We start from the raw sequence: 15,881 nt of genomic DNA, 5'->3' as shown, positions 1-15,881 counted from the left end.
GGGAGCTCTGGGAGGACTGGGAGCTCTGGGAGACCGGATGGTGGGGCTTTGAGCTCTGAAACCATAAACTACTGTCATGAATCAAGAAACTTTATCATTTATCAATGAACATGCCGGTGACGATGTGCGCCGGCTGGCTTTGCAGGGCGGGCGGCATCCGGGGGTGGACATGCCTTTTGCCCTTGACCAGATTGCCGGGCGGCAGATGGCGCGGCGCAAGTTGCCGTCGTGGGCTGCCGTTGACGGCATTGTATATCCGCCTCACCTGTCGATGGAGCAATGCTCGGGCGAGGCTGCTGCTGCATACAAGGCTGCTGTGGCACGCAGGGTGGCCGGCGGCGGGCGGTTGGTGGACCTCACCGGCGGCTTTGGCGTCGATTTTGCCTTCATGGCTCCTGCCTTTGCGTCGGCGACGTATGTGGAGCGGCAGCCTGGGCTGTGTGCCATTGCCTCGGCCAATTTCGGGCTGCTGGGCCTTGGCCAGGCGGAGGTGGTGTGCGCCGATTCCGCCGAATATCTGGAGCGCATGGGCCCGGCGGGCCTGATATATGTTGACCCTGCCCGCCGTGATGCGGTTGGCGGGCGCACTTTTGCCGTGAGCGACTGCACGCCCGACGTGGCCGCGCTGCGCGGCACGATGCTTGCCAAGGCCGACAGTGTGATGGTGAAGCTGTCGCCCATGCTCGACTGGCGCAAGGCCGTGGCCGACATGGGTGGCGAGGTGGGCGAGGTGCACATTGTGTCGGTGGGCGGCGAGTGCAAGGAGCTGCTGCTTGTGATGGGCAAGGGCTGTGGCGTCGGGTTGTCTGTGCATTGCGTGAACGACGGTTCGGACTTTGCTTTCGATGCCTCAGGGATTGGCCCCGTGCCGTCCACGCCCTGCGGCTTTGCAAGTCTTGATGGGCTTCGGGGCATGATGGTCTACGAGCCCAACGCCTCGGTGATGAAAGCCGGTTGCTTCGGGCTGTTGGAGCGCCGCTTCGGTGTGAGAGCCCTGGGCCGCGACAGTCACCTGTTTGTGTCGGGCGGGCCCGTTGACGGTTTTCCGGGGCGCGGCTTCGTGATAGAGCGGGCCACGACGATGAACAAGCGATTGTTGCGCGAGGCGTTGTCGGGCATCGGCCGTGCCAACGTGGCTGTGAGGAACTTCCCCTTGACTGTGGCCGAGTTGCGCCGCCGCCTGAAACTGGGCGAGGGTGGCGGCGTTTATGTCTTCGCCACCACCCTCGCAGACAGGACCCACGTCCTGCTCGTGTGTTCAAAGGCCACCCCGGTCAGGGGCTGACCCCAGCGTGTTGCCTTTCCGGTGTCACTTTACCGGGCCGATGATAATGACGCAGCGGTTCTTGTCGTTGTCGGCAAACGGCTGCACGGTGTCGCCCTTGGCGTCGGTGATTATCCGTGAGGCATTGATGCCATAGTTCTTCACCAGTTCGTCCTTGAACTTGTTGGCGCGCTCCTGCGAGTACTTCTTGTTTATCCTGGCGTTGCCGGTTCCCTTGTCGGCGTATCCCGTGATGCTCACCTTGGCCTCGGGGTTGCGCTTCATGAACTCGGCCACGGCCTTGAGCTCTTCGGTAGCCTTTGCCGGGTCGGACTGGCGTATCTGGTAGAACACCTCCTCCTTCAGCGTCTCGGGCTTGGGCTCTGGCTTCGGTGCCGGTGTGGGCTGGGGCTTGGGCGCCGGTGTGGGCTGCGGCTTGGGCTCCGGGGCGGGTTCGGGCGCAGCCTTGCGCTGGTTGTACTTGTGGCCGAAGCGGAAGCTTACGCCGAGTTGTGCCGTAATCATCCAGTCGTCGCTGTTGTTGTATTTCGAGTTGAACCTGTCGTCGAGGCTGTTTGCCGTCACCTCGAGCGACACGCCCACGGGTTTCGTCACGTCGGTCTCGATCCTTATTCCGGCCCTGATGTTATGGCTCAGCCGGGTGCCGTCCCATGCGAATGGCATGTTGAGCTCCGGGTTGTCGGCCAGCTTGAGAGCCTCGTCGTTGCCCCACGAGGTGTTCAGTCCGACACCTCCGATGAGCATGGCGTTGACGGCGTGGTTTTTCTTGCTGAAAAGCTTGTTGAGGTTAAGCATCAGGTCGATGTCGGTGGTAATGTAGTTCCACTTGTAGTAAGAGCTCAGCCCGGCCCTCTCGAACCCGCTCTTGCCCTGCCATCCGCTCACGTGCAGCCTGGCTCCCACGGCAGGGGCGAAAAACCTTCCGAACGACAGCGATGTCATCGGCGTTATCAACTTGCTGTTCTTTGCATCGGTGGGCGTGAACTGCATGCCGCCCTGCGCCTCCACGAAATTGTAGGATTTCAGCCCTTCGTTGCCGTTGTCCTGCGCCATTGCCGGTGCGGATAAGAGCAAGCCAAGAGCAAGCGCGAACATAGTCTTGTTATTCATTGTCCCAAATTTTGATGTTGTTTCGCAATCGTCTTGTTTGGCTACAAAAATACTCTAAAATGTTGAAATTTCCAAATATTTCTTTCTCTTTTTGATTTTTATGCCTACCTTTGCAGTGGGCGCGGCGGAATCGTCAAGCTTCCCCATGCGCCACGTGTTTTAAAAGTAAACATTGCTTTCAAAATGTCATCAGTAAGAATTGTAAAAGTGGCCGACCGCAAGGGCCTCGAGGAATTCATCCAGTTTCACTATGACCTGTACCGGGGCGACCCTTATGATGTACCCAACCTTAGGAGCGACGAGCTGCGCACCCTGTCGAGGGACAAGAACGCCGCTTTCGACTTCTGCGAGGCAGACTATTTCCTGGCCTACAAAGACGGTCGCGTGGCGGGCCGCGTGGCAGCCATCGTCAACAACCGCGCCAACGAGCGCTGGCAGCGCAAGAGCGTGCGCTTCGGCTGGATTGACTTCGTCGACGACCGCGAGGTGTCGTCGGCCCTGTTGAAGGCTGTCGAAGACTGGGGCCGCGAGAGGGGCATGACCGAGATAGTGGGCCCGCTGGGCTTCACCGACATGGACCCCGAGGGCATGCTGACCGAAGGCTTCGACCAGCTGGGCACCCAGGCCACCATATACAACTACCCCTACTACCCGCAGCACATCGAGTCCATGGGCGGATGGGAGAAGGACAACGACTACGTGGAGTTCAAGATGTTCGTGCCCGACGAGATACCCGACAAGTACACCAAGGTGGCCCGTATGGTTGAGCAGCGCTACAACCTGCACGTGAAGAAGCTCACCCGCCGCGAGGTGCTGCGCGAGGGCTACGGCCAGAAGATATTCGAGGTGATAAACGAGACATTCAAGGACCTTTACGGTTACTCGCAGCTCACCCCGAGGCAGATAGACCAGTATGTGGACATGTACCTGCCCATGGCCGACCTCAACCTCATCACCCTGGTGGAAGACTGGAACGCCGACCGTAAGCTGGTGGGTGTGGGCATCACCATCCCGTCGCTGTCGAGGGCATTCCAGAAGTGCCGCGACGGCAGGCTGTGGCCATTTGGCTGGTGGCACGTGCTGCGGGCCCTGAAGTTCCACAAGACCGAAGGTGTCGACCTGCTGCTCATGGGCGTGCTGCCTGAGTACCGCATGAAAGGGGCCAATGCCCTGATGTTTGCCGACCTGATACCTTGGTACAGGAAGTACGGCTTCAAGTGGGGCGAGAGCCAGGTGGAGATGGAGACCAACGAGAACGTGCAGAGCCAGTGGCAGTATCTGGACAAGGTGCAGCACAAGCGCCGGAGGTGCTATAGGAAGGGATTGTGAGAGGACTGGGAGTTCTGGGAGTTCTGGGAGGGCTGGGGGCTTTGGGAGTTCTGGGAGTTCTGAGAGTTCTGAGAGGGCTGGGAGTTCTGGGAGCCCTGGGAGTTCTGAGAGCCCTGGGAGTTTTGGGAGTTCTGGGAGCTCTGAAACAGATTGAGCGGCGTAAACAGCTCTCTCAGCACTCCCAGCTCTCTCAGCACTCCCAGCTCTCTCAGAACTCTCAGTCTTCCCAGCTCTCCCAGTCCTCCCATCAATTAGCCTTCTCTATCAAATAACCAGCAAGCATGAATGAAAACGACATAAACACAGACATCATTGGAAATGGCGGGCAACAGCCCGTGGAATACACAGACGACAACATACGCCACCTGTCCGACATGGAGCATGTGAGGACAAGGCCGGGCATGTATATAGGGCGGCTTGGCGACGGCTCGCTGCCCGAGGACGGCATCTATGTGCTGCTCAAGGAAGTCATCGACAACTCCATCGACGAGTTCAAGATGCACGCCGGCGACCGCATAGAGGTTGACATCGAAGACAACCTCCGCGTCAGCGTGCGCGACTACGGCCGCGGCATACCGCAGGGCAAGCTCATCGAGGCCGTCAGCGTGCTCAACACCGGCGGCAAGTATGACTCCAAGGCTTTCAAGAAGAGCGTGGGGCTAAACGGCGTGGGCGTCAAGGCCGTCAACGCGCTCAGCTCGCGCTTCGAGGTGAGGTCGTACCGCGACGGAAAGGTGCGCCGGGCCACGTTTGAGCGTGGCGTGCTCACCTCAGACTCCACCGAGGACAGTACCGACGAGAACGGCACGTACATATTCTTCGAGCCTGACGCCACACTGTTCACGGGCTACTCCTTCCACGCCGACATCGTGGAGACGATGCTCCGCAACTACACATACCTGAACACCGGGCTGGCAATAATGCACAATGGCCGCCGCATACTCAGCCGCCACGGCCTCAAGGACCTGCTCAACGACACCATGACCACCGACGGCATATACCCCATCATACACCTGACGGGCGAGGACATCGAGATTGCCTTCACCCACACCAACCAGTATGGCGAGGAGTACCACTCGTTTGTCAACGGACAGCACACCACGCAGGGAGGCACCCACCAGAGCGCGTTCAAGGAACACATTGCCCGCACCATCAAGGAGTTCTACGGCAAGAACTTCGAGTACACCGACATACGCAACGGGCTCGTGGCCGCCATAGCCATCAACGTGGAGGAGCCCATGTTTGAGAGCCAGACAAAGATAAAGCTCGGTTCGCTCACCATGGCGCCGGGCGGCGGGGTGAGCATAAACAAGTATGTGGGCGACTTCGTGAAGACCGAGGTGGACAACTACCTGCACAAGCACGCCGACGTGGCCGACGCCATGCTTCAGAAGATACAGGAGAGCGAGAAAGAGCGCAAGGCCATGGCCGGGGTGACCAAGCTGGCCAGGGAGAGGGCCAAGAAGGCCAACCTGCACAACCGCAAGCTGCGCGACTGCCGCATACACTTCAGCGACGCCAAGAACGACCGCAAGGAGGAGAGCTGCATCTTCATCACCGAGGGCGACTCGGCCAGCGGGAGCATCACCAAGAGCCGCGACGTAAACACCCAGGCCGTGTTCTCGCTGCGCGGCAAGCCCCTCAACTCGTTCGGGCTCACCAAGAAGGTGGTTTACGAAAACGAGGAGTTCAACCTGCTGCAGGCCGCGCTCGACATCGAGGACGGCCTTGACACGCTGCGCTACAACAAGGTGATTGTGGCCACCGACGCCGACGTCGACGGCATGCACATACGGTTGCTCATCATCACCTTCTTCCTGCAGTTTTTCCCCGACCTGATAAAGAAAGGCCATGTCTACGTGCTCCAGACACCGCTGTTCCGCGTGCGCAACAGGCGCACCAAGATAAAGAACCGCGCCGTGGTGGCCGCTGCCGACGCCAGGGCCGACGCTGGCAAGAAGACAGACTTCATCACCCGCTACTGCTACACTGAAGACGAGCGGGTGCGCGCCATTGCCGACCTTGGCCCCGACCCGGAGATAACCCGCTTCAAGGGTCTTGGCGAAATATCGCCCGACGAGTTCAAGCACTTCATCGGGCCCGACATGCGCCTCGAGCAGGTCACTCTGCACAAGACAGACCAAGTGCAGAAGCTGCTTGAATATTACATGGGCAAGAACACGCCCGAGCGCCAGAACTTTATCATAGAGAACCTTGTAATAGAGGAAGACCGCCCGGAGGAAGAGGATTAAGTATTAAGTTATTAATGATTAAGGATTAAGGGGAAGGTGATGGGAAGTATTAAGTATTAATGATTAAGGGGAAGATAATGGGAAGTATTGAGTATTAATGATTAAGGGGGAAAAGGGGAGGAAGCCGTGCCGGCGGATAGTTGCGGCCATAAGTCGAAACTATTGTCTTAACTCCTTAACTCCCTGACTCCTTAACTCCAAAATAACTCCTTCTAACTCCTTCTAACTCCCCAAATAACTCCTTCTAACTCCAAAACACCTCCTTCTGACTCCTTAAAACGAAACCAATGAAACCATCAAAGATAATAGCCGCCGCACTGCTGTTGCCATCTCTTGCCTCGGCCCAGTTGCGGATAAACATGGGGCCCGACAGCCCTATGCGCAAGCTACAGATAGCCGAGGTAGCCATCAACAGCCTATACGTAGACAGCGTCGACGAGCATAAGCTCGTAGAAGACGGCATACGAGGCATGATAGAAAAGCTGGACCCCCACTCATCATACTCCACGGCCAAGGAAGTGAAGGCACTCAACGAACCGCTGGCCGGCAACTTCGAGGGCATAGGCGTTCAGTTCAACATGATAGAAGACACCCTGCTCGTCATCCAGCCCGTCAGCGGAGGGCCTTCGGAGCGCGTGGGCATCGTTGCCGGCGACCGCATCGTGACAGTCAACGACACCGCCATAGCAGGCGTCAAGATGCCCCGCGAGGAAATAATGAAGCGCCTGCGCGGCCCCAAGGGCACACAGGTGCGCCTCGGCGTGACAAGGCGCGGCATCTCCGGCCGGCTGTCGTTCACCGTCACCCGCGACAAGATACCCGTCGAGACCATCGACGCCGCCTACATCATACGTCCCGGTGTGGGGTATGTGCGCATAGGCAGCTTCGGCGCCACCACCCACGCCGAGCTCACCTCGGCCATGCAGCGGCTGCGCAAGGAAGGCATGGAGAGCCTCGTGCTCGACTTGCAGGACAACGGCGGCGGCTACCTGCAGGCAGCCGTCGACGTGGCCAACGAGTTCCTGGCCAAGGGCGACCTCATCGTCTACACCTCCGGCCGCGCGGCCCCCCGCGTAGACTACAAGGCCAAGGGCGACGGCAGTTTCACCAGCGGCCGCGTGGTGGCCCTGGTCAACGAGTACACGGCCTCGGCGGCCGAGATTGTCACCGGAGCGCTGCAAGACCAGGACCGCGGCACCGTGGTGGGCCGCCGCACCTTCGGCAAGGGCCTCGTGCAGCGCCCCATCGACCTGCCCGACGGTTCGATGATACGCCTCACCGTGGCCCACTACTACACGCCGGCCGGCCGGTGCATACAGAAGCCCTACGTGAAGGGCGACGCCAAGGACTACGCCATGGACGTTTACAACCGCCTGAAGCACGGCGAGCTGACAAACGCCGACAGCATACACTTTGCCGACTCGCTCAAGTGCTACACCCTCCGCCGCCACCGCACCGTGTATGGCGGGGGCGGCATCATGCCCGACCTCTTCGTACCGCTCGACACCACCGTTTACACACGCCTGCACCGCGAGCTCTCGGCCAAGAGCATAGTGCTCAACGCATACCTGCACTATGTAGACCGCCACCGCAAGTCGCTGAAGTCTGCCTACAAGACGTTTGCCGCCTTCAACAAGTCGTATGCCGTGCCCGGTGCCCTCACCGACAGCATCATCAGCCAGGGGCGCCGCCAGGGCATCGAGCCCAAGGACACGGCCGAGCTGGAGCGCACGCTGCCATACCTTAGGCTGCAGCTCAAGGCGCTCGTGGCTCGCGACCTGTGGACCATGAGCGAGTATTTCGCAGTGATGAACGAGCAGAACCCCATCGTGCTCGAGGCCGTCAGGCTGCTGGAAAAGGAGGATGACTGACGGCTGTCGTGCCGGGTTTCACAGCCGGTCGACGTACGCACAGGTGTTTTTCACCGCGCGTACGTCGACCGGCTGTTTTTTGTTGTGGGCATTGGGCCGCAGGCCCGGCTGTTGTCGCCCGGGTTGGCGCGGGCTGTGCCACAGCGCGCGGCACAGCGGTTAAATAAACATAAAAAAACGCTTGTATGTGTTCTCTTTTACTGCTATTTTCATAAATTTGCCCTGTTTTTGTGACAAAGTGCAATGTTTTGGTTCATATTTGGACACAACCATTGGGTAAGATAAGAAAAGAGAGAACATCAAACATTAATAACAAAACTTGTTAGAGCATTATGAAGAAACTGTTTACTTTGTGTGCTGCAGCCATCATGGGCAGTGTGATGGCCTTTGCGCAGAGCGATTACACCCCGACCGAAAACGTTTTCCAGTTTGTTGACGAGGACGGGGCTGTGGTGGCCGACGGAACAACATGGGAGGTGTATGAGAAGCACGACAGCTTGATAAATATCCCGGGGCTTGACCCCATAGACCAGGGCACGATGGTGCTTTCCGGCCTGTCGGTGAAGAATACTGCCGAGGGAGATGTATATTGTGCCGTAGACTATCAGGTGACACAGATAGACGGTGGCACTTTCCAGATATGCTTCCCCTCTCAGTGCCAGGCATCAAGCGGTGTGACCGATGTGCTGAGCACCGATGCCGGCATTGTGTCTGCCGGGTCAACGAAGGACATGCTGACGGAGTGGGTGATAAGGCCGGCCAATGGCAATACCGAGGTTACCGGTGTATGCAAGGCCACGTTGCAGCTCAAGACCATGCGCCAGGTGCAGACCGGCGAGGTGGGCGGCTACCCCATCTATGGCTATGAGCTTGTGGCCATGGGCCCGAAGGTGGACATCATATTCCACAACGACGGCACTAACGCCGGCATCTCCGGCGTGGCCCCTGCCGGTAAGCAGGAGGCTGAGGCTTACTACTCGCTCGACGGACGCCGCAGGGATGTGCCGCAGAAGGGCCTGAACATTGTGAAGTATGCCGACGGCTCTGCCAAGAAGGTGATTGTGAAGTGATGGGCTGAAGCAAGCCCGGGGGTTCCGCCCCGGCCGCCACTCTATCGAGGGCGGCCGGGGCGGATTTTTTTCTGGGAGAGCTGGGAGGACTGGGAGAGCTGGGCTGTTGGCCGGAAGCCCGGCTGGGCTTCCGGTGTGGACTATTTGAGCATGGCCAGTGCTTGGTTTTCGGCGGCCTCCATCTGTTCGCGCTCGCCGGGGCCTTTGTCGTTGATGCCGCAGAGGTGGAGGATGCCGTGAATGATGACGCGGTGGAGCTCGTCGGAGTATTCCTTGCCGAAGAGCTCGGCGTTTGACCTTACGGTGTCGAGGCTGATGACGATGTCGCCGTTGATGCGGTCGCCCTCGTCGTAGTCGAATGTGATGATGTCGGTGTAGTAGTCGTGGCCGAGGTACTCGCGGTTGACCTCGAGCATCTTCTCGTCGCCGACGAACATGTAGCCTATCTCGCCCACGCGACGGCCGTATAGCCCGGCCACGGCTTTTATCCATGCCGTGGTCTCTCGTTTCTTTATTGACGGCATCTTGACGCCGTCTGCGTTGTATGTTATCATAATCGTTACTTTGATGTTGCTTGCCTGGGGGTGTGCTGCTCTTGGGGCGGGACGGGTATGAACTCGCTTGCGTCTTTGCCGAAGTGTATCAGTTCGCGTACCATGCTCGACGACACGCTCTCGTATTGTGGCTCGGCGTAGAGCAGTATGGTGTCTACACCGCCTATCTTTCGGTTGATGTCGGCTTGCTCGCGCTCGTACTCGAAGTCTTTGATGCTTCGCACGCCCTTGATGATGAACTGGGCTCCCTCGCGACCGGCGAAGTCGATGGTGAGGTCGTTGTATGACTTTACTTCTATCTTTGGCTCTGAGGCGTAGAGGGCCTCTATATGCTGGAGCCTCACCCGGGTGCTGTACATGTATTTCTTTCGCTCGTTGATGCCGACGCCGATGACTATCTTGTCGAACAGGGGCAGGGCCCTGCGGACGATGGCGTGGTGGCCGGTGGTGAATGGGTCGAAGCTGCCTACGAATATTCCTATTTTCATTGTTGGATGGTTTTTTGAGGGGAGGGCTGGGAGAGCTGGGAGAGCTGGGAGCTTTGGGAGCTCTGGGAGGTCTGGGAGGACTGGGAGAGCTGGGGGCTTTGGGGCACAGCCTGTGGCTGCGACTATTGGCCAGAGCGGATTTCGCCCCTTACCTTTAATTTTTCATTTTTTATCCTTCATCCTTAGCACTTAATCCTTAATTTAAATTTTGTCGTCGAACAGCGATTGCTGCATTATGTTGCCGGAGTAGGGGTTGCGCCCGAAGTGGCGGTAGGCCAGTTCGGTGGCCATGCGCCCCCGGGGCGTCCGTTTGATGAATCCCTCCATGATGAGGAATGGCTCGTATACCTCTTCCACCGTGCCGGAGTCTTCGCCTATGGCGGTGGCTATGGTTGACACCCCTACGGGGCCTCCCTTGAACTTGTCGATGATGGCCAGCAGAATCTTGTTGTCGGTCTCGTCGAGGCCGAAGCTGTCGATGTTGAGTGCCGAGAGCGACAGCGTGGTTATGTCGATGTCTATGCGCCCGTTGCCCTTCACCTGCGCGAAGTCGCGCACCCTCCTGAGCAGGGCGTTGGCTATTCGTGGCGTTCCGCGGCTGCGTCGCGCTATCTCCATGGCGGCCTCGTCGTCTATGGGCACGTTGAGTATGCCTGCCGACCGCTTGAGTATCTTCATGAGCGTGTCGGGCTCGTAGTACTCCAGGTGCAGGTTGATGCCGAAGCGTGCCCTGAGCGGCGCGGTGAGCAGTCCGCTGCGCGTGGTTGCCCCCACGAGGGTGAACGGGTTGAGGTCTATCTGTATCGACCGTGCCGAGGGCCCCTTGTCGATCATGATGTCTATGCGGTAGTCTTCCATGGCCGAGTAGAGGTATTCTTCGACCACTGGCGAGAGCCGGTGTATCTCGTCGATGAAGAGCACGTCGTTGCGCTCGAGCGAGGTGAGTATGCCGGCCAGGTCGCCGGGCTTGTCGAGCACCGGCCCGCTGGTAATCTTGAATCCCACCCCGAGCTCGTTGGCGATGATGTTGCTCAGTGTGGTCTTGCCGAGTCCCGGCGGCCCGTGCAGCAGCGTGTGGTCGAGCGGTTCGCCGCGGTACTTGGCTGCCTCTACGAACACCTCGAGGTTTTCGACCACCTTCTGCTGCCCGCTGAAGTCGCCGAAGCGCAGCGGGCGCAGGGCGTTCTCAAACTCGCGCTCGGCTGCCGAGACATGCTCCTGCCTTATGTCAAAGTCTGCGTCCATTGTATGTAGTGGTTTGCTTATCGGTGTGCAAACTTACAAATATTTTCCGAGATACGCGCCTTTGCCGGCTTCAAAAGTGAGTTTTTTGCATGCCCGTGGCCCAAGCGGGCGGCCCCCGCCGCGGGCGCTCCGTGCACGAGAGTGCAGCGGTCGCTTCGCGGCGGGGGCCTGCGTTTTCCTGTTGGTCAGGCTGCCTCGGGCAGCCCCGGTATCAGAATGCCGCCTTTGCGGCGGTGGCTCCCAGTGCTCCGAGCAGAGCCGAGGCCACGGCGATGATCACCTTGATGACTGTTTGCCAGGTGTTGTTTTTCATGTATAATGCCTCCTTTCCCCTTTAGTTGTTACAGTTGGTTGAAGATGCTGTGCCACGTGCGCCCGTCGTCACTCGTCGGCCTTGGCGTCGCCTCCGTCCTTGGCGTTGCCGCCCGGCAGCTCCGACACCTTGCACCCGTCGATGAACGACTTCGTGCGCCTGCCGTTCTTGTCGATGTGCAGTTCGGGCTGGAAGAGCACGTGTATGTCCTTCACGTTCTGCGCCGCGGTGAACTCCTTGGCCGAGGGGCTCGGCCCCGTGGCCAGCCCGAGCTTGAACGTTCCGAAGTGGTCGAGCTTCACCCTCTTCGAGCTCTGCAGTTCCTGCTTCATGACCACCACCAGTTCGCTGAGCACCGCGAGCACGTCGGCCCGCTTCACCGTGCAGTTGGCCTCTATCTGCTCGGCCAGCCTGTTGGTGTCGACCGTGTCGACCATCACCGCCCTGGCATACCATTTCCCGAACTGCTTGCTCCTGGAGTTGTTGTTCTGGTAAAGTTTGTACTGTACTGCCATAGTCTTGTTTCCTTTCTTTTGTTTTTTGTTGATTATTAAAGTTATGCTGCCACCGGCCGGATGACATTGCAAAGATACGTCGCGGGCACCGCCCTGTCAATAGCCCCGCGGGGTACAATTGGGGGTACATCCCCCTTTGGGCCTGCCCCGCGCGCCCGGCAGGCACTCCCGTAGCGGAACAGCGCGTAAAAAAGGCGCCCCCGCCATGCCCGCTTGTGCAGAAGTTTTATTACCTTTGCATCCGCACGCAATGTTGCGCCTGCGCTAAATGAAGCAAAGAAATGAACCTGAACGAAATCCTCGACACCACCGTCTTCGGCCTCTCGCTGCGCTGGGTGGCCATGTTCTGCCTTAAGGCAGCCGTCATCTACCTGTTTGTGCGCGCCGTGACGGCCTTCATCAAGTACCTTTTCCGCCGCTCGCTCAGGCGCCAGGGCAAGCTGGCCATCGACGAGACCAAGGCCGGTTTCGTGAGGCAGATAGTGGTGGCCGTGGTCTACATCATAGGCACGGCTGCCGTGCTGTCGCTCATACCGGGCATGGAGAAGGTGAGCAACTCGATACTGGCCAGTGCCGGCATCGGCGCCATGGCCGTGGGCCTGGCCTCGCAGGACGCCCTGTCGAACATCGTTGGCGGCCTGTTCATCATCTTCTCGCGCCCGTTCAAGGTAGGCGACTTCGTGATGGTCGACGACATAGTTACCGGCACGGTGGTCGAGATAACGCTTCGCCACACGGTGATACGCAACGCCGAGAACCGCATGATACTCATCCCCAACAGCAAGATGAACTCGAGCACCGTGGTCAACTCGTCGTATGGCGAGACCGACACGTGCGCCTTTGTCGAGGTGGGCGTGTCCTACAGCACCGACCTTGACCGCGCCATGGCGCTGATGGCCGACGAGGCCCTGCGCCACCCCCTGATAACCGACCACCGCAGCGAGGCCGACCGCAAGGCCGGCATGCCCCAGGTGGTGGTCAGGGTGATGGCCCTGGGCGACTCGGCCATCACGCTTAGGGCCTGGGCCTGGGCGGCCACCCCCGGCGGTGCGTTCACGATGAAGTGCGACCTGCTCAAGTCGGTCAAGGAGCGCTTTGACCGCGAGGGCATCGAGATACCCTATCCCTACCTCAACGTGGTGAAGGCCGAGGGCTGACGCCCCTGGCCCGTTCTCACCGCCAGTCGAGCATCGCCTGGTGGCGGTTGGGCCGCCGGGTGGTGAACGACACGTGCAGCCACCAGTATCCCCCCTTGATCCTGCGCTCGAAGAGCAGCTGGTCGAAGTCGGTGTGCAGCCTGATGAAGTCGAACACCTTGCGCCCCACCTCCATGTTGGATATGTGCAGGTCGGCGGCCTCGCCACGGAGGTGCTGCGAGTCGGGCGCCCCGCCCACGGCGGCGTTGAGGGCCTGGCTCCTGAATCCGCTGGTGATTCGGGTCACGCCGAACCGGCGCCTGACGGGTTCGAGCACGTTGCGGCACAGTTGCCTCATGTTTTCCACCTGCTCTTCGTCGGGGTTGTTGTCTATCCTCATCCTGATGGCCACTCCCGAGCGTGTCATCTCTTCGAGCGAGAAATGCTCGCTCAGCATTTTGTTGTCTTCCATGGCTTTTTCCCCAATCATTGTTTTGCTTGTCGGTTTGGTAAGTATTGCATGGCGTCAGAGGCTGTATTGCAGTCTCCTGAGGCCCGTTTTGCCGTCGGCGCCGGCCGCCAGCCACAGCCTGTAGCACTCGAGCAGCGAGTTGCCCCTCATGCCCTTGCGCATGGCAGCCCTGGCGGCCCTGCTCCTGGGGTTTCTCGGCACGCCGATGCCCATGCGCCGGCATGTCAGCTCGACAATCTGCCTGAAGGTGAGCGGCTGCCCGTCGGCATGGCGCAGGCATCCCTCGCTGTATGCGTTGTGGGCGGCCTCCATGAGGTCGGTCACCGAGGCCTCGCAACGTGCCGCCCCGGTGTGTGTCCCTGTGAGCAGCATGGCCAGGTCGGCGGCCATGATGCGGCGCGCCTCCCTGGTCAGTCGGGCCTCTTGGGCCATGTGTCTTTCAATGGCGGCCTGGCATGGCCGCGGCTGGTAATAGATTTTTTCCATTTCTTGCGTTGATTTTGGGTTAATTACAGTGGGGGCTGCGGCGCCCCCGGTGTCGTGGTGCAAAGGTAGGGGACGGCTATGCACAAATGGTTCACGATGGCGGCGGCGGTTAAAGATGGTTAACGGATGGATGGAGCATGGTGGCAATGCTGAGGGCGAGCCAGATACCTGTAGGTAAGTGCCAACTGCAATATATTTCTATAAATATATTGCAGTTGGCACTACCACGGACAGGCATCGAGAGAGAAAGGGCTGGGAGGACTGGGAGGGCTGGGAGAGCTGGGAGAGCTAAGAGAGCTGAGAGAGCTGGGAGTGCTGGGAGAGCTGGGATAGCTGAGAGAGCTGGGAGAGCTGGGAGAGCTGGGAGAGCTGGGAGTGCTGGGAGAACTGGGAGAACACTTTCGATTTGGCTGAGTGGGCGGTTGGCAGCCGGGAGGGGTGTTGGGGCCTTCCCGGCTGCCGGCGTTTCTGTCAGGGCTTGCCGTAGATCAGGGTGGTGAGGCGGTCGGGGGCGAAGAGCTCTTGGGCCACTTGCTGTATGGCGGCTGGCGTGATGGCGTCGATCATGGCGAAGAGCTCGGCGGGGTCTTTCTCGCGGCCGTAGTGGAGGTAGCCCTTGGCGAAGTCGAGGGCGAAGCTCTCGCGGCTGTCGCATGCCACGGCTATCTGCCCTTTTATCTGCTTCTTGGCGGCGGCGAGCTGTGTCGGGGTGAGTGGCTTCTGCATCATTCGGTCGAGCTCCCGCCTTACCAGGCGGCGGCAACGCTGCACGTCGTGGGTGTCGCACCCGAAGTAGATGCACCACGAGCCGGTGTCGGAGTAGCTCACCATTGAGCTGTCGACGGTGTATACCAGTCCGTTGCGCTCGCGCAGGGCTATGTTGAGCCTTGCGTTCATGCCCGGTCCGCCGAGCATGTTGTTGAGCAGGTAGAGGGCCATGCGCCTGTCGTCGTGGGCGCTGTAGGCCCTTGTGCCAATCATGACGTGGGCCTGGTGGGTGGCCCTGTCGGCCGTGGTCTCGCCGGGTGTGTAGGCAGGCATTGGCCCCGACGGCCTTGGCCCCCGTGGCGCCGCCGGGGGGAAGTCGGCCGTGGCCTTCTGGAGTAGCCGCGCCGCCCTGCGGAAGTCGATGTCGCCATATGCGAAGAACACGGCGTTGTCGGGCCTGTACAGCCTTGCCGTGAAAGCGAGCGCGTCGGCCGGTGTGAACGTGCGCAGCCTCTCGGCCCGTCCCAGTATGTTGTGGCCGAGCGGGTGGCCAGCGAAGAGTCGGCTGTCGAACTCGTCGTATATGAGCTCGGCCGGCGAGTCGTTGTAGCTCTCAATCTCGTCGCATATCACCTCGATTTCCTTCTCCACCTCCTGCTGCGGGTATCGGCTGTGGAAGACGATGTCGGTGAGCAGGTCGACGGCCCTTGGGAAGTGGTCGCGCAGGATTGCGGCGTGGTAGACGGTGTCTTCCTTGGTGGTGAAGGCGTTGAGGTCGCCCCCCACGCTTTCGAGGCAGTTGATGATGTGCCACGACCTGCGCCGTGCGGTGCCCTTGAACGTGGTGTGCTCGCAGAAGTGGGCCATGCCCTCTTGGCCTGGGCCCTCGTCGCGCGTGCCGGCCGCGATGCAGTAGCCGCAGTAGACCACCGGCGACGCCGACGGCAGGTGTATGATGCGCAGCCCGTTGGGCAGCGTGAGCGTGTTGTATTCCATAATGGCGGCAAAGATACAGCAAAATCCCGACAGGGCGAAGTTGGCGGCATG

The 15,881-nt window shown here is 59.8% G+C and carries 16 protein-coding genes; 7 read left to right on the top strand and 9 right to left on the bottom strand.

All coding sequences use genetic code 11. The features are described 5' to 3' along the window. Positions 1 to 76 precede the first annotated feature (76 nt). Positions 77 to 1,285 carry a THUMP-like domain-containing protein gene (locus tag H6B30_RS00450; protein ID WP_205106809.1) on the top strand — a complete coding sequence of 403 codons (1,209 nt, stop codon included), beginning with the start codon at positions 77 to 79 and terminating at the stop codon, positions 1,283 to 1,285. Positions 1,286 to 1,309: 24 nt separating this feature from the next. Here the strand turns inward: H6B30_RS00450 and H6B30_RS00445 are convergent, their stop codons facing one another. Continuing rightward, positions 1,310 to 2,395: an OmpA family protein gene (locus H6B30_RS00445; RefSeq protein ID WP_205106807.1), complete on the bottom strand. Its 1,086-nt coding sequence runs from the start codon at positions 2,393 to 2,395 to the stop codon at positions 1,310 to 1,312. Positions 2,396 to 2,578: 183 nt separating this feature from the next. On the opposite strand from H6B30_RS00445, the gene H6B30_RS00440 reads away from it, so the two are divergent. The 5 genes from H6B30_RS00440 (at position 2,579) to H6B30_RS00420 (ending at position 8,917) form a co-directional block, all read left to right on the top strand. Continuing rightward, positions 2,579 to 3,724, top strand: a complete 1,146-nt coding sequence (locus H6B30_RS00440; RefSeq protein ID WP_205106805.1) for an N-acetyltransferase — start codon at positions 2,579 to 2,581, stop codon at positions 3,722 to 3,724. Then, on the top strand, positions 3,721 to 3,996 hold the full coding sequence (locus tag H6B30_RS00435; RefSeq protein ID WP_205106803.1) for a hypothetical protein: 276 nt from the start codon (positions 3,721 to 3,723) through the stop codon (positions 3,994 to 3,996). Before H6B30_RS00440 ends, H6B30_RS00435 begins: the two co-directional genes overlap by 4 nt. A gap of 9 nt (positions 3,997 to 4,005) precedes the next feature. Next, positions 4,006 to 5,976, top strand: a complete 1,971-nt coding sequence (locus H6B30_RS00430) for a DNA topoisomerase IV subunit B (RefSeq protein WP_205106801.1) — start codon at positions 4,006 to 4,008, stop codon at positions 5,974 to 5,976. A 287-nt stretch (positions 5,977 to 6,263) separates the two neighbouring features. Then, a complete protein-coding gene (locus tag H6B30_RS00425) occupies positions 6,264 to 7,847 on the top strand; it encodes a S41 family peptidase (RefSeq protein ID WP_205106799.1) in 1,584 nt (527 codons plus the stop codon). Positions 7,848 to 8,179: 332 nt separating this feature from the next. Continuing rightward, positions 8,180 to 8,917, top strand: a complete 738-nt coding sequence (locus tag H6B30_RS00420; protein WP_205106797.1) for a hypothetical protein — start codon at positions 8,180 to 8,182, stop codon at positions 8,915 to 8,917. A 140-nt stretch (positions 8,918 to 9,057) separates the two neighbouring features. On the opposite strand, the gene ybeY is transcribed toward H6B30_RS00420, so the two are convergent. From ybeY to H6B30_RS00395, 5 genes are all read right to left on the bottom strand, one after another. Beyond that, positions 9,058 to 9,471, bottom strand: a complete 414-nt coding sequence (gene ybeY / locus H6B30_RS00415) for an rRNA maturation RNase YbeY (RefSeq protein ID WP_205106795.1) — start codon at positions 9,469 to 9,471, stop codon at positions 9,058 to 9,060. Positions 9,472 to 9,476: 5 nt separating this feature from the next. Further along, positions 9,477 to 9,959 carry a pantetheine-phosphate adenylyltransferase gene (gene coaD / locus H6B30_RS00410; RefSeq protein ID WP_205106793.1) on the bottom strand — a complete coding sequence of 161 codons (483 nt, stop codon included), beginning with the start codon at positions 9,957 to 9,959 and terminating at the stop codon, positions 9,477 to 9,479. A gap of 201 nt (positions 9,960 to 10,160) precedes the next feature. Then, positions 10,161 to 11,204 (bottom strand): Holliday junction branch migration DNA helicase RuvB, encoded by a 1,044-nt coding sequence (gene ruvB / locus H6B30_RS00405; protein ID WP_205106791.1) that lies wholly within the window; start codon positions 11,202 to 11,204, stop codon positions 10,161 to 10,163. 211 nt (positions 11,205 to 11,415) lie between these two features. After that, entirely contained in the window at positions 11,416 to 11,517 is a 102-nt protein-coding gene (locus tag H6B30_RS00400) for a smalltalk protein (RefSeq protein ID WP_205106789.1), read from the bottom strand. A 68-nt stretch (positions 11,518 to 11,585) separates the two neighbouring features. Continuing rightward, on the bottom strand, positions 11,586 to 12,032 hold the full coding sequence (locus H6B30_RS00395) for an HU family DNA-binding protein (protein WP_205106787.1): 447 nt from the start codon (positions 12,030 to 12,032) through the stop codon (positions 11,586 to 11,588). A 281-nt stretch (positions 12,033 to 12,313) separates the two neighbouring features. Here H6B30_RS00395 and H6B30_RS00390 point away from each other — a divergent pair, with 281 nt between their 5' ends. After that, positions 12,314 to 13,189: a mechanosensitive ion channel family protein gene (locus H6B30_RS00390; RefSeq protein WP_205106785.1), complete on the top strand. Its 876-nt coding sequence runs from the start codon at positions 12,314 to 12,316 to the stop codon at positions 13,187 to 13,189. A 16-nt stretch (positions 13,190 to 13,205) separates the two neighbouring features. Here the strand turns inward: H6B30_RS00390 and H6B30_RS00385 are convergent, their stop codons facing one another. From H6B30_RS00385 to H6B30_RS00375, 3 genes are all read right to left on the bottom strand, one after another. Further along, positions 13,206 to 13,640, bottom strand: a complete 435-nt coding sequence (locus H6B30_RS00385; protein WP_205106783.1) for a D-Ala-D-Ala carboxypeptidase family metallohydrolase — start codon at positions 13,638 to 13,640, stop codon at positions 13,206 to 13,208. Between the two features lie 54 nt (positions 13,641 to 13,694). Beyond that, on the bottom strand, positions 13,695 to 14,126 hold the full coding sequence (locus H6B30_RS00380; protein WP_205106782.1) for a hypothetical protein: 432 nt from the start codon (positions 14,124 to 14,126) through the stop codon (positions 13,695 to 13,697). A gap of 471 nt (positions 14,127 to 14,597) precedes the next feature. After that, positions 14,598 to 15,830 carry a M16 family metallopeptidase gene (locus H6B30_RS00375; protein WP_205106780.1) on the bottom strand — a complete coding sequence of 411 codons (1,233 nt, stop codon included), beginning with the start codon at positions 15,828 to 15,830 and terminating at the stop codon, positions 14,598 to 14,600. Between the last annotated feature and the right edge of the window lie 51 nt (positions 15,831 to 15,881).

This window comes from Marseilla massiliensis (assembly GCF_016899955.1).
Taxonomy (GTDB): Bacteria; Bacteroidota; Bacteroidia; order Bacteroidales; family Bacteroidaceae; genus Prevotella; species Prevotella intestinigallinarum.
This window is presented reverse-complemented; position numbering and strand designations above follow the sequence as displayed.

Coding starts and splice junctions, on each gene's coding strand:
- H6B30_RS00450 (WP_205106809.1), top strand. CDS start 77: ATGAATCAAGAAACTTTATCATTTATCAATGAACATGCCGGTGACGAT.
- ybeY (WP_205106795.1), bottom strand. CDS start 9,471: ATGATAACATACAACGCAGACGGCGTCAAGATGCCGTCAATAAAGAAA.
- H6B30_RS00390 (WP_205106785.1), top strand. CDS start 12,314: ATGAACCTGAACGAAATCCTCGACACCACCGTCTTCGGCCTCTCGCTG.
- coaD (WP_205106793.1), bottom strand. CDS start 9,959: ATGAAAATAGGAATATTCGTAGGCAGCTTCGACCCATTCACCACCGGC.
- H6B30_RS00440 (WP_205106805.1), top strand. CDS start 2,579: ATGTCATCAGTAAGAATTGTAAAAGTGGCCGACCGCAAGGGCCTCGAG.
- H6B30_RS00380 (WP_205106782.1), bottom strand. CDS start 14,126: ATGGAAAAAATCTATTACCAGCCGCGGCCATGCCAGGCCGCCATTGAA.
- H6B30_RS00445 (WP_205106807.1), bottom strand. CDS start 2,395: ATGAATAACAAGACTATGTTCGCGCTTGCTCTTGGCTTGCTCTTATCC.
- H6B30_RS00425 (WP_205106799.1), top strand. CDS start 6,264: ATGAAACCATCAAAGATAATAGCCGCCGCACTGCTGTTGCCATCTCTT.
- H6B30_RS00430 (WP_205106801.1), top strand. CDS start 4,006: ATGAATGAAAACGACATAAACACAGACATCATTGGAAATGGCGGGCAA.
- H6B30_RS00375 (WP_205106780.1), bottom strand. CDS start 15,830: ATGGAATACAACACGCTCACGCTGCCCAACGGGCTGCGCATCATACAC.
- H6B30_RS00395 (WP_205106787.1), bottom strand. CDS start 12,032: ATGGCAGTACAGTACAAACTTTACCAGAACAACAACTCCAGGAGCAAG.
- H6B30_RS00400 (WP_205106789.1), bottom strand. CDS start 11,517: ATGAAAAACAACACCTGGCAAACAGTCATCAAGGTGATCATCGCCGTG.
- ruvB (WP_205106791.1), bottom strand. CDS start 11,204: ATGGACGCAGACTTTGACATAAGGCAGGAGCATGTCTCGGCAGCCGAG.
- H6B30_RS00420 (WP_205106797.1), top strand. CDS start 8,180: ATGAAGAAACTGTTTACTTTGTGTGCTGCAGCCATCATGGGCAGTGTG.
- H6B30_RS00385 (WP_205106783.1), bottom strand. CDS start 13,640: ATGGAAGACAACAAAATGCTGAGCGAGCATTTCTCGCTCGAAGAGATG.